At 67.8% G+C, this 12,616-nt stretch carries 9 protein-coding genes; 5 read left to right on the top strand and 4 right to left on the bottom strand.

Annotated elements, in window-relative coordinates; genetic code table 11:
* Nucleotides 1-63: 63 nt before the first annotated feature.
* Nucleotides 64-438 carry a response regulator gene (locus tag KA383_16875; protein MBP7747792.1) on the top strand — a complete coding sequence of 125 codons (375 nt, stop codon included), beginning with the start codon at nucleotides 64-66 and terminating at the stop codon, nucleotides 436-438.
* A gap of 6 nt (nucleotides 439-444) precedes the next feature.
* Here KA383_16875 and ispH read toward each other — a convergent pair whose 3' ends face one another.
* The 4 genes from ispH to KA383_16855 form a co-directional block, all read right to left on the bottom strand.
* Nucleotides 445-1,392, bottom strand: a complete 948-nt coding sequence (ispH, locus tag KA383_16870; GenBank protein MBP7747791.1) for a 4-hydroxy-3-methylbut-2-enyl diphosphate reductase — start codon at nucleotides 1,390-1,392, stop codon at nucleotides 445-447.
* A 189-nt stretch (nucleotides 1,393-1,581) separates the two neighbouring features.
* Nucleotides 1,582-2,442 (bottom strand): hypothetical protein, encoded by an 861-nt coding sequence (locus KA383_16865; protein ID MBP7747790.1) that lies wholly within the window; start codon nucleotides 2,440-2,442, stop codon nucleotides 1,582-1,584.
* Between the two features lie 63 nt (nucleotides 2,443-2,505).
* Complete coding sequence (locus tag KA383_16860) at nucleotides 2,506-3,387, bottom strand: serine/threonine protein kinase (GenBank protein MBP7747789.1); 882 nt, start codon at nucleotides 3,385-3,387, stop codon at nucleotides 2,506-2,508.
* Nucleotides 3,388-3,502: 115 nt separating this feature from the next.
* Entirely contained in the window at nucleotides 3,503-3,964 is a 462-nt protein-coding gene (locus tag KA383_16855; GenBank protein ID MBP7747788.1) for a hypothetical protein, read from the bottom strand.
* A 176-nt stretch (nucleotides 3,965-4,140) separates the two neighbouring features.
* Between KA383_16855 and KA383_16850 the strand changes: the two genes are divergently transcribed.
* The 4 genes from KA383_16850 to KA383_16835 all read left to right on the top strand — a co-directional run.
* On the top strand, nucleotides 4,141-5,265 hold the full coding sequence (locus KA383_16850; GenBank protein MBP7747787.1) for a hypothetical protein: 1,125 nt from the start codon (nucleotides 4,141-4,143) through the stop codon (nucleotides 5,263-5,265).
* On the top strand, nucleotides 5,211-6,731 hold the full coding sequence (gene miaB / locus KA383_16845) for a tRNA (N6-isopentenyl adenosine(37)-C2)-methylthiotransferase MiaB (GenBank protein MBP7747786.1): 1,521 nt from the start codon (nucleotides 5,211-5,213) through the stop codon (nucleotides 6,729-6,731). The genes KA383_16850 and miaB overlap by 55 nt, the downstream gene beginning before the upstream one ends.
* A 274-nt stretch (nucleotides 6,732-7,005) precedes the next feature.
* Entirely contained in the window at nucleotides 7,006-10,281 is a 3,276-nt protein-coding gene (locus KA383_16840; protein MBP7747785.1) for a hypothetical protein, read from the top strand.
* A 414-nt stretch (nucleotides 10,282-10,695) separates the two neighbouring features.
* A partial coding sequence (locus KA383_16835; GenBank protein ID MBP7747784.1) for a hypothetical protein occupies nucleotides 10,696-12,616 on the top strand: 1,921 nt, incomplete at its 3' end.

The following is a 12,616-nucleotide window of genomic DNA, read 5'->3' as shown; positions in this document are numbered from 1 at the left end:
CCGCCGGCAGAACTCCCCATGATCTGCCGATACTCTTTTCAGATTGATGGAAGGGTAGCCCCCATGCGGCGCAGCATTCTGATTGCCGACGACGACGACGCGATCCGTCAGGTCATGCGGATTGCGTTGCAGCAGGCTGGCTATGACGTCTGCGAGGCAACCAATGGCGCCGAGGCGATCCGGGCCATGCACGCCACGCCGTTCGACTTGGTCATCACCGACGTTCTCATGCCCGAAAGCGACGGGCTCGAGATGATCATGCACGTGCGGCGGCAGAACCCCAACATCAAGGTGCTGGCGATCAGCGGCGCCGACAACGCGCTGTTCCTGGCGAACGCCGCCGGCCTGGGCGCCACACAGGTCTTGCGCAAACCCTTTCGCGTGTCCGCTTTGCTTACACTGGTCGCCGACCTGCTCCCGGCTCCCACCCGAACCTGAGCCGCATCACTCTACCGGCTCACCGGCCGCCGTCAGCGGTGTGAGCTTCGGCAGAGTGAACGTTACCCCTTCGTCCGGTGCGTCGACTTCGTCGATTGGGTCCACACCCTGAGCCCGCAGGTACGCCAGCACGCCCTGCACGATGTCCTCCGGCGCGCTCGCGCCGGACGTGACGCCGATGCACTGCACGCCCCGCAGCCAGGCCGGGTCGATCTGGTCCGGACCGTCGACGAGGTGCGAAGCAATGCCGCGTGCCCGGGCCACCTCCGTCAGCCGCCGCGAGTTCGACGAGTTCTGCGACCCGACCACCAGCAGCAAATCGATGCGGTCACTGAGCGCCTTGACCGCCGACTGTCGGTTCTGCGTCGCGTAGCAGATGTCATCCGTGGGCGGCAGCTCCAGGTGCGGAAAACGCCGCTGCAGCGAGGCAACGATCTCGCGCGTGTCGTCCTGGCTGAGCGTGGTCTGCGTCAGGATGATCCCGCGCTCGTCCGGGCTCAGTTGCAGCCGCTCCACGTCGGCGAGGTGCTCGACCAGGATCGTCGCCTCGCGCGCCTGGCCCGTGGTGCCGATGACTTCGTCGTGGCCCGCGTGTCCGATCAACACGATCCGGTAGCCACGCTTCACGTACCGCCGCACCTCCACGTGCACCTTGCGTACCAGCGGGCACGTCGCGTCAATCAGCCGCAGGCGGCGCCGCCCGGCCTCCGCGTACACCTCCGGCGGTGAGCCGTGCGCCGAGAGGATCGTCACCGCCCCGCACGGCACCTCGTCCAGCTCGTCCACGAACGTCGCCCCCATGGCCCGCAGCCGTTGCACCACGTGGTAGTTGTGCACGATTTCCTTGCGCACATAGACTGGCGGCCCGTACATCTCCAGCGCCAGCTCCACGGCGCGGATCGCGCGCTCCACTCCGGCACAGAACCCGCGCGGTCGCGCGACGATCGCCCGCATGCCCGTCCTCCACACGCACCGCCCGGCTCGGCGGAAACACGATTGCCCCATTATAGGGCCGCCGACGGACCTCCGGCGCCGTTTCGCGCTGCTCCCCATTGCCCGTCGGCTGTTTCCTGTTCCCTGTTCCCTGTTCCCCGTTCCCTAGTCTCTGTTCCCGGTTTCCTCTTCCCCTCTCGCTCCCTCCCCCTACGGTATGCTCACGAACTTCCGGATATTCCGCTCCAGCTCGTCCGCCGTATAGGTCCGCGCCAGGTCGATCGGCAGAAACACGCCGTGGGCGTGTTCGCTCGCCAGCACGAACAACCGCCCAGTCCGCGCGTAGCCCATCTCCTGCGGCGTGTGGCCGATGATGAACAGTTCCGCGCGCAGCCGCCGGGCGAACTGCTCGACGATCTCCGCCGTCTGGAAGCGGCCCCAGACCAGCGCGTACGCGGCCCCGCCCGGCGCCATGTCCGCCGCTGTCGGCTCGCGGTCGAACACCGTCAGGTCGAAGTGCTCCGCGTAGAAGCCGTCGGGCAGGCTGTGCGACAGGAAGATGCCGTTGGCCAGTCGGGCGGCCAGGGGCAGCGAGGCAATGTAGTCGTTGACCGCGGCCAGCACGTCCGCCGCTCCGGCCCGGTAGCGGAATTCGACGCCGCGCTCGAAGTCCGCCAGCACGCAGCGCCCGCCCTTGGTGATCTCGTGCCCGCAGAGTTGCGACAGCTCGTGGTTCGACTGCAGGAAGAACACGTTGTCGGGGAACTCGCATTTCCACGCCGCCGCGCGCACCAGCAGATCGATCGACGTGTCGGGCGCGCCGGGCGGCTCCGGCTCGGTGTGAATCAGCTCGTGCAGCACGACGGCGCGGGCGGGGCTGCGCCGCAGCGCGCAGAAGCGCTGCAGCTTCTCGAAGTTGCGCAGGTGGCCGTGCATGTCCCCCGTCATCACGAGCTGCCCAGCACCGCCGAAGCTCAGCAGCGAGCCCGTGCGGTTCGGGTCCTCGCGATTCAGGCGCGCGGCTTCGTGCAGGGTGTCACAGGCCGTCCGTGCTTCCGTCGTCGTGCTCACGCGTTCCTCTACGCCGCCCGGCACTGCGCCGTACCCTCAAGTTCAGGCCCGTACGGCCACCTGTCAACGGCGCGACTGCCCGTCGCCCGACGCCCGCCGCTCGCCGTCGTCGAGGGCGAGCAGGTGCTGCACGACTTCCAGCCGCGACAGAACCTCGCGCATGTCGCGCGGCCGGCGCTCCTTGCCCGTCTCGCAGCACTCGAGGATCAGCCGCGAGAGCGGCAGCGGAATGCGCGGGTTCAACTCGTGCGGCGGCGCGTTGCCGCGCTGCGACTCCAGCGCGATCCGCATGGCCGTCGGGGGTGCCACCGTGACGAGCGTGCGAAACCACTTACCCGTCACGACCCAGTACATCGTGGCCCCTAGATTGTATACGTCGGTCCGCTGATCGATCGCCGTGCGGTAGACCTGCTCCGGGGCGATGTAGTCCGGTGTGCCCTGGACGCGTTCCTTGGTGTGGCCCAGGGGACAGCTCTGGCCGAAGTCGATGATCTTCACCCCGCCGTCGCGGGTCAGGAGGATGTTGTTCGGCTTAATATCCGCGTGGGCGTAGCCGTGCAGGTGCAGCGCGTGCAGCCCCTCGGCCACCCGCATGAAGATGTCGAGGATCCGCGGCAGCTCCTGCGGGCAGTCATCCTCCAGGCGCTCGCCGTCGACGTACTCCATCACGAGCACCAGCTCGCGGGTCCGCAGCCAGCGCCGCACACGCAGAATGTCGTAACATTTCCGCAGGTACGGGTGGTCCAGCCCCTGCGCCACCGCCCATTCGTTCTCTGCCTGGGCGATGAAGCGGTCGTCCTCCGGCGTGCGGCGGATGATGTGCTTCACCGCGACCTGCCGCCCGCGCTCCGCATCGCGGGCGAGGCTGATCACCGCGCCGGCTCCGCGCCCGATGCGGCTGATCACCTCGTAGCCCGGCAGGATGGGAATCGTGCGTGTCGGCATCGCTCCAGACTATATCGGCGGAACGCGATGTGTCTCAGGCGCGCCCAGCACACCTGCCGGCACCCGGCGCGCCCCGGGTCCGTCACCGCAGAGCCAGCACTCCGCTCGCGATACTCTACCGGATGATCCCCTTGCGCTCCAGAAGCTCGCGCAGCTCCCCCGCCTGCGAGTCGGCCAGCAGCCGGACCGGCACCACGTCCACATTGCTCGCCTGGCTGATGCTGCCCAGCACCGAGATGATCTTCTTCTTCTGCTCCTTGCCCGGGCCGCTCGCCGCCGACTCGCCCTTGACCACCAGGCGCACACGGCTCTGCAGCGGCTCCGGGTAGACCACGCCGTTGGCGTCGATCTGCCACAGGCTCTCGTCCGTGCCGACCGCCGGCGACTTGCCCTCGTCGCCAGGCGCGACGTACTCGATCTGCACTTCGTCGACGCGCGTCCCGCGCTCCGCCATCAGCAACGCGCTGCCTTCGAAGTTCAACTGGCCCGGCTCAAGCGCGCGCAGCACGACGGCCCCGACGGTCATCGATGCGATCAACGCGATTACGACAGACGTGTTTCGCTTGTCGGCACTCATGAGCCTTCCCTCGCTCGGCAACATCGGCGTCCGTGCCGAGCGCAATTTTTACCGCCTGACGCCGGCGGATGCAACCACCTGGGGGGCCGCCTTTTCCGCAATCGCGGAACCACCGACGCCCCCTACTGAAATATACTATCGGTGTGAGTGTCCGGCATCTGACAGAATCAATTTTGTTGCTACTCGCGGCCGCGTCGCGCCTCGCGCCCGCCGACACCGTGCAGCTTATCGGCAAGCCTCCGTTCCGCAACGTCTCAATCATGGATTTTCGCGGCGAACGCCTCGTCTTCCGCGGGGTCTCGGGGCAGGTGCTCCGCAAGCCCCTCGGCCAGGTCGAGTGGTTCGCCATCGACGGACAGCCGGACCTCAATGCCGCCGAACAGGCCGTCGCCGGCGGCGACTGGTCCGCCGCCCTGCCGCGCTACGAGCAAGCCCTCGTCCAAGCCGAACAGCCCTGGCTCCGTGCCCTCATACGCCTTCGCCTCCTGGCCGCGACCGGGCGAACCGACCGCTACGACCACGCCATCGCCGTGTATATCGGCCTGCTGACCGACGGTCCCCCGTCCGCGCCGCCTCCGATGCCCGCCGAGCCGGGCTCCGACGCCAACCGTCGGGCCCGCGACAAGATCGAGGCAGCCCTGCGGGTACACCAGCCGGCGCCGGTCACCACCGCCTTGCGGACCCTGTTGCTGGAACTCCTGCTCTGTGACGAGGCGGACCCGCTTCCTCCCGGCCTCCTGCCCCCGACCCGCCACGCTCCCCAGCCCGCCGGCACCCAGCCCACCCGGCCACGGACCCTGGGCATTCTGCCGCCCGCCGCGACCGAGCCCGGCGCGGCGCCGCCGGCCGAACCGCCACCGCAGCTCGGGTCCGATTCGGTGGTGCTCCGTGCCGCCCAAGCCGCGTTTGACGCCAGCGACGCGCCACGCGCCGCCCGCCTGATCGAGCGCGCCCTCCCGTACGTCTTGCGGGGGGCCGACGGTCCCTGGCAGCTCCTCCGCGGGCGCTGCCTCGCCGCGCAGGGCCAACCCGCTGAGGCGGCGTCCGGTCTGCTCAGCCTCGCCGAACACGACCCCGACCCCCTGGTGCGGGCGCGGGCCCTATACTATGCGGGAATGGCGCTCGAGCGCCTGGGACGCGCCGATGCGGCCCGCGAGGTGTATGCGGAGCTGTTGCGGCGCCCGGATGTACCTGACGATGTGCGCGGCCTGGCCCAAGCCGCACTAGCCCAACTGGAACCTGACCCGTGCCCGACCCCCGACCCGCCACGTACTACCTCGAAACCTTCGGCTGCCAGATGAACGTCCTGGACAGCGAACTCGTGGCGGGGCAGCTCCGCGCGCTCGGCCTGCGCCCCGTCGCCTCCGCCTCTGAGGCCGACGTGGTCCTCTTCAACACCTGCAGCGTCCGACAACACGCGGAGGACAAGGTCCTCTCCCGTCTGGGCCGGCTTAAGAGCCTCAAACGCCGCCGGCCCGAGACCGTCGTGGGCGTTATCGGCTGCATGGCGGAGCGGCAGAAGCAGGCGCTCTTCGTCAGCGTCCCGCACCTCGACCTGCTCTGCGGCCCCGGCGAGCTCCACCGCCTGCCCGACCTGCTCCGCGAGGTCTGGGACGGCCACGCCCGCGTCGCCGCTCTGGCCGGCTCGCAGTCCCGGCGCACCGACGTCTTGGCGCGGGCCCTAGAGGACGACAGCCTGGAGGCCCTCGACCTCGCCCGTGGCCCGGGCGCCGGGCAGACACCCTGGCAGGCGTACGTCCGCGTCCAGCGCGGCTGCGACAAGTTCTGCACCTACTGCGTCGTGCCCTTCACGCGTGGCCCGGAGCGCAGCCGCCCCGCCGCCAACATCGTCGCCGAGGCTCAGACCCTGATCGAGCGCGGCTGCCGCGAGATCACCCTTCTCGGGCAAACTGTGAATTCGTACGTGCACCAGGAAAACGGCCGCCCCATCCACTTCGCCGAACTCCTCCGGCGCGTTCACGACCTGCCCGGTCTTGACCGCCTCCGCTTCGTCACCAGCTTCCCCGCCGACTGGGATGACGACATCTTCCGTGCCATGCGCGACTGCCCCCGGATCTGCCCCTACCTCCACATCCCGGCCCAGAGCGGATCGGACCGGATCCTCAAGGCCATGAAGCGCGGCTACACCACGGCCGAATACCTCCGGCTGATGGACCGGGCGCGCGAATACGTCCCCCACATCGCGCTCGCCGGCGACTTCATCGTCGGCTTCCCCGGCGAGACCGAGTCCGACTTCCAGGCCACCATCGCGCTCGTGCGGCGGGTCGAGTACAAGAGCATTTTCGTGTTCAAGTACTCCCCGCGCCCCGGCACCGCCGCCGACCGCAGCCAGGTCGACGCTGTGCCCGTCGACGTCAAGGCCCGGCGCAACAATGAGCTTCTCGAGGTGCAGAGCGCGGTCAGTCTCCGGCACAAGCAAGCCCTGATCGGCCAGACCGTCGAAGTGCTCGTCGAGGGCTACAGCAAGATGGCCCGCCGGCCCCGCGGCGGCGATGACCACGCTAATCCGTTGCCCGATTCCGAGCAGGCCCGCGGCAGCGAAGCCGCCCTTGCGGGCAGCGATCAGCTCGTCGGACGCACGCCGCAGGATCTGATTGCGGTCTTCGCCGGCGACGCCGCGCACATCGGCGCGCTCGTCAACGTGCGCGTGCTGGCGGTCTCGGCCCTGACCCTCTTTGGGCGTATCGAGTCGGTCGTCGCACCGCCCCGCACGACCACCCTGCCGCTGCGCGCTGTCACCGAGTAGGACGCGCGCTGCAGGGCTGCAATTCCGCCTACAAAAACAGACAATTCGGGGCCTTTCTGCGCCTTGTCCGGCAGCGATATACTTACGTGATGCCCGGGGGCATTCCCCCGCTGCCAGCGGTCCTGCCAGACCCCGGGGTCTCTTGCATCGGCGAGCTCGCGCTCGCGGTTCCGGTCTTTCGTTGTGCCCGAATTGTCCCGGGCCGGCTGGGGTTGCGCGCGCAAAACGGGAACCGCCATTCCACGGGCGGCCCAGTCGAAGGAGGCAGAACAGCATGAGAAAGCTAGGATTATTGTGTAGTTTGGTCCTCGTGGCGACCGTGGCTTTGGCGCAGGAACCGGCGCGGAGCGACCGCGGCCTCACGAGCCCCCACGCCGCCACCGCCACCACGGACCAGACCAGCGCGCCTCGTGTCTATGGGCAATCCGACGACGCCGTGATCCCGCCGGCCGGGCCGGTCGCTTACGACGCCCGCGCGCGGGCCGGGGACGAGTGTCCGGCCGGCTCGCTGTGCGGCCAGAACCGCGCGACCGCCGCCAACACCTGGCAATACAGCGATCGTACCCTGATCAACCAGTACGGATCCGGCCGCATCATCTGCGAGAGTTTTCCCCCGCCGGGCCAGGCCCCGCTCACGACACCCGTCGGCATCCTGAGCTGGCATGGCACCTACCTCAATGACAGCACCAGTGACGGCTGCACCAAGCCGCACCTGTTCGAGGTCAAGTTCTACGCCAACGTCGGCGGGGCCCCCAACGTCACCAGCCCCGTGTGCACCTACACGAACCTCGTACCGATCCAGGCCACGCACTTTGGCCAGCTCAACTTCGGCGGCAACGTCCTCGCCGACGAGTACGAGTTCACCGTCGTCCTCAACCCGCCGTGCACGCTCGCGAGCGGCTGGTTCTCGGTCGCATCCATTGCGCCCGGCGGACAGTGCTATCTGCTGCTCGGCCCGTCCGACGAAGGCGACGGCAACTGTTGGCGCTACTGGGAGAATGCTCCGACCGCCGGCTCCCTGCAGACGCCCGACATCCAGTACTGCATGGGCGAGCTGAAGGTCGGCGCCTGCTGCGACGACCGCATCCCCGAGTGCCTCAACAACTCGAACGAGTTCTACTGCAATGCCATCGGCGGCCGCTTCCTGTACCAGGGCACCTGCGGCCAGCTCACACCGCCGTGCGGCCAGGCACTCGGCGCCTGCTGCAGCGACGACGGCAACTGCGCGCTGACGACCTTCGCCGACTGCGAAGGCACGGGCCCGCAGCCGCCCTGCTACGGCGACCTGAACTGCGACGGCCAGGTCAGCTTCGCGGACATCAACCCGTTCGTGCTCTATCTGTCCAACTACAACGTGTGGCTCACGACCTATGCCGGCTGCGATCCGGAGAACGGCGATATCAACGGGGACAACAGCTTCCCATCCTTCGGCGACATCAACGCCTTCGTCACGCTGCTGAGCACAAACTCACTGCCGATCATCTGCTCGCAGGCGCGCGTGACCGGCGACTACTGGGCAGGCTGGGGCACCACCTGCGACGCGTTCCCCACCGGCCCGTGCTGCACCGTCCCCGTGCCGCCCGGCGCGGTGCTCGAGAACGAACCCGAAGACTGCGCCGACGACGTCTTCAACGGCGGTTGCAATCTGACCCTGCCGCTGTTCTCGCCGATTACCGTTGGCCAAACCGTCTACGGCGAATCCGGTACGTTCGACAACACCCGTGACATGGACTGGTACCGGTTCGCGATCTCCACGCCGGCCACCATCACGATCACCGCCGAGGCGGAGTTCGATCCGGTCCTGTTCCTGCGGCGCGAGGGCCCCGGCGGCCTGGGCGACTGCACCGGATCACGCAGCGTGGCCGTGCCGCTCGCCGGCACCCGCTGTGTCCAGGCGCAACTGGTCAGCCGGTGCCTGCCGGCCGGCACGTACTACGCGATTGTCGCACCCGCGACGTTCGAGGGCGTGCGCTGCTACTCCGACTACAAGGTCACGGTGAACACCGCGCCGTGCGAGCCCTGCACGCTGCCCGCCTGCCCGGCCGGGGCGTATGTCGAAGGCACGGTCTTCGGCACGCCCGGCGTGTGCAACGAGGACACCACGGTCACCGACACGAACGGCGGCTGCAATGAGACGCCGTCGCTCTTCGAGCCCCTGGCCTACGAGCCCGATACGCCGTTCACCGTGTGCGGCAGCCTGTGGTCGGTGGACGGCACGCGCGATCTGGACTGGTACTCGCTCAACCTGACCTCGCAGGCACAGGTCACGTGGGAAGTGGATACCGAGATCCCCATCCGCGCGACCATGCTGTTTGACGACCTGGGCGGCGGTAACTTCGGCCCGCCGCCGAGCTGCGATGACACGTACATCTGGACCGACACTCTGTACACGCCGTGCGTGCACGGAACCTGGGATGCCACGCTGTACTATCAGCCCGGCACGTACTGGTTCCTGGTCATGCCGGAGGACGCCGACGGGCCGGTCTGGTATGCCTATCCCTGCCCGATGGGCACGGTGGACCTGGGCACCGACTATCAGATCACGTTCAATGTGAGCCTGGTCACGTGCGACCCAAGCACCAAGCCGCACGGCTTCGCCGAGGCGGCTGAGGCCCTCGGCCCGGGATACAACGACACCTACAACAGCGGCTGCGATGCCGCCAGCCCGCCGGGGCCGCGCCTGACGCTCGGCTTCGGCTCCGCCAACGGATGGGTCAGCCAGTCCGGAACCTGGTTCGAGGGTGAGGACCTGAAGAAGGACTACGACTGGTACCAGTTCACAGTGGCCACGTCGCAGCGCTTCAAGGTCTACCTGTACGCCGACTTCGCCGCGACCTGGGAAATCTGGCCGGCGAACAATTGCGCCGCGGGTCCGGTCGAAGGCGCGGATGTGCCTCCTTGTACCGACAGCGGCATCTTCACGGTCCGCTGCTACCCCGCCGGCACTTACTGGCTCCGGATCTATCCGACCGGCCTGGCCCCGATCGGCAAGTACTATTACCTGGCGCTGACCGAGTATGGCAGTTGCTCGCCATGCTCGTTCTCATGCGTCGGCACCGACCTGGACGATCCGTGCGACGACGTAACCGACTATGACACCAACGCCGGTTGCGACGACCCCGACGGGCCGGCCCCGCATTACATGACGTTCGCGTGCGGCGGCACGTACTGCGGGCGGGTGTACGCCAAGGAGATCGACGGTCTCGGTTACTTCGACCCCGACTGGTTCCAGATCACGCAAACCAACGCCACCGCCAAACGCTTCCGCCTGACGGTGACGGCGGAGTTCATCGCGCACGTCGAGGTCTATGCGAGTTGCACCGATTACCTCGGCGGCAACCCGGTCGCCGGAATGGACGCCATCACGACCCTCGGACTGACGACGCAGTGCCCGAACATGATCATGTCGAGCACGACGACCTACCCGCAGGGCACGACCGTCTACGGCCGCATCACGATCGTCGACCAGTTCGGGACGTTGACGACCGACTACTACCCGTGTGCGAAAGGTTACAACCGCTGGAAGATCGTCTCGACCTGCGTGAATTAATCCGCGGGAGCGGCCGTCGGTTGGTCGGTACCGCCACCACCGATCCGGCTGAACGCGTATTCCGATAAACAGTGGCCCCCGGTGGGCCGTGGTAACCTGCGGCCCGCCGGGAGCCCTTGAGCTCCAACAACCACGCCTGCCTGCCTCCGCCGGCCCTGTCCAAGACCGCTTTCGGAGCTCCGGGGGTGCTCGCGCCTTGTCCCGCGACGACTTGCCGTGGTATACTTAGGCGTCCTGGGGACACTTCTTACCAGACCGACCTTCCCCAGGCCGCGAGGAAACCAGCTCAGGCGGGCCTCGGCTCGCACTCTGGCTCATGTCAGCGCACGGAATGTTCCGGGCGGGCCGGAGTTGAGGGCGGCATCTGTACGCCGCCCTGTCGAGAGCACCCAAATCGAAGGAGGCAAGTCAGTCATGAAGAAGCTAGGTCTATTGTGTACCTTGCTCTTGGCCAGCAGCTTGGCGCTGGGGCAAGAGGCCGTGATCAGCAACGTCGAAGCGGCCGAGGCCGGCGCGGCCGCGCTGCACCCGTCCACAACGCCCGGCGCTGGCGCTCTCGGCTTCGTGGCCGACGACATTGACGCGCTGGGCGTGCCCCTCCTCGAGGGCAGCGTGCTGGCCGATCGCGCCGGCGAGGACTGCCCCGCCGGATCGCTCTGCGGCCAGGACGCCGGTGGGTGCGCCGGCACCCAATGGTATTTCTACACCGACCTGCAGTTCTGCAGTGGAGCCCAGTGCCAGCGCGTCCGCTGCGAGAACTTCCCGCCGCCGGGTGTGACGATCAACAAGCCGGTCGGCATCATTACGTGGCGCGGTGTGTACGTGGACGACGCCACGAACGGCTGCACCAAGCCGCAGCACCTGTTCCGCATCCGGTTCTACACCGACAACGCCGGTGCGCCGAATACCGCCGCCCCGTTCTACACGGAAGTGTTGACCGCCGCAGCCGTAGACACGGGCCAGACCGTGACCTTTGCGACGGTCCCCGCGATCCTCTGGGAATTCACCGCGGTCCTGACCACCCCCGTGAACCTCACGACCGGCTGGTTCTCGATCTGCGGCGACGGTACCCCGGGCTGCTACCACCTGTGGCAGGGCTCACCCGAGGGCGACAACAAGTTTTATCAGTGGTTCGAAGTCGGCGGCACCATCCCGGGCCCGGCGGTCACCGACAAGTGCGACCTCGAGTACTGCTTCGGCGAGAAGATCGTGGGCGCCTGCTGCGATGACCGTACGGCCGAGTGCCTGAACAACTCTTCCCTGCAGTACTGCGAAGCCATCGGCGGCCGCTTCATCCAGAATGGCACCTGCTCGCAGTTCAGCCCTGCGTGTGGTCTGGCGCTTGGGGCCTGCTGCTACGACGACGGAAACTGCCAGGAGGTTATCTTCGCCGAGTGCGAACAGACCGCTCCGCCGATCTGCTACGGCGACCTCAACTGCGACGGGCAGGTCAGCTTCGCGGACATCAACCCGTTCGTGCTGTATCTATCGAACAACCCCGTCTGGGTCGTGACGTACCCCGGCTGCGATCCGCAGAACGGCGACATCAACGGGGACAACACCTTCCCGTCCTTCGGCGACATCAACGCCTTCGTCACGCTGTTGAGCACCAACTCCCTGCCGATCATCTGCGACACGCTCCGCGCCGGGGACCCCTACTGGGCCGGCCCCGGCACCACTTGCGCTCCGTGGCCGACCGGCGGCTGCTGCACCGTGGTCGTCCCGCCGGGCGCCGTGCTCGAGAACGAGCCCGATGATTGCGCGCCCGACGTCTTCAACGGCGGCTGCAATCTCGATACGCCGCTCTTCTCACCGATCACCATCGGCACGACCGTCTACGGCGAGGTCGCGACGTTCGACAACACGCGTGACATGGACTGGTACCGCTTCACGGTCGGCGGCGCCTCGCCGGTGACCATCAGCGTGGCCGTCGAGGCCGAGTTCGACCCGGTCATCTTCCTGATCCGCGAAGGCCCGGCCGGCGCCAATGACTGCGACGGCTCGCGGGATGTAGCCGCCCCGGTCTCCGGCACCAAGTGTGTGCTCACCACGCTGACCAGTCGCTGCGTGCCTCCGGGCACGTACTACGCGGTGGTCGCGCCGGCGACGTTCTCCGGCATCCGCTGCGCGGAAGATTACAAGGTCACCGTGACGACCGCGGGGTGCGAACCCTGCACGTTGCCACCCTGTCCGGCCGGCTCCTATCTCGAGAACTCCACGTGCGACCAGGATCCGGATCCGAACGGCGGCTGCAACTCGACGCCGTACGCCTTCGAAACCCTGCCCTACACGCTGGGCACGCCCTTCACCGTCTGCGGCACCATCTGGGCCAACG

The organism is Phycisphaerae bacterium (assembly GCA_017999985.1).
In the GTDB taxonomy this organism is placed as follows: domain Bacteria; phylum Planctomycetota; class Phycisphaerae; order UBA1845; family Fen-1342; genus JAGNKU01.
The sequence above is the reverse complement of the archived record's forward strand: the minus strand, read 5'-3'. Positions and strand labels throughout refer to the sequence as shown.

What these genes read in the sequence shown, in the direction of transcription:
- KA383_16875 (MBP7747792.1), top strand. Translation starts at nt 64, where the DNA reads ATGCGGCGCAGCATTCTGATTGCCGACGACGACGACGCGATCCGTCAG.
- ispH (MBP7747791.1), bottom strand. Translation starts at nt 1,392, where the DNA reads ATGCGGGCGATCGTCGCGCGACCGCGCGGGTTCTGTGCCGGAGTGGAG.
- KA383_16860 (MBP7747789.1), bottom strand. Translation starts at nt 3,387, where the DNA reads ATGCCGACACGCACGATTCCCATCCTGCCGGGCTACGAGGTGATCAGC.
- KA383_16855 (MBP7747788.1), bottom strand. Translation starts at nt 3,964, where the DNA reads ATGAGTGCCGACAAGCGAAACACGTCTGTCGTAATCGCGTTGATCGCA.
- KA383_16840 (MBP7747785.1), top strand. Translation starts at nt 7,006, where the DNA reads ATGAGAAAGCTAGGATTATTGTGTAGTTTGGTCCTCGTGGCGACCGTG.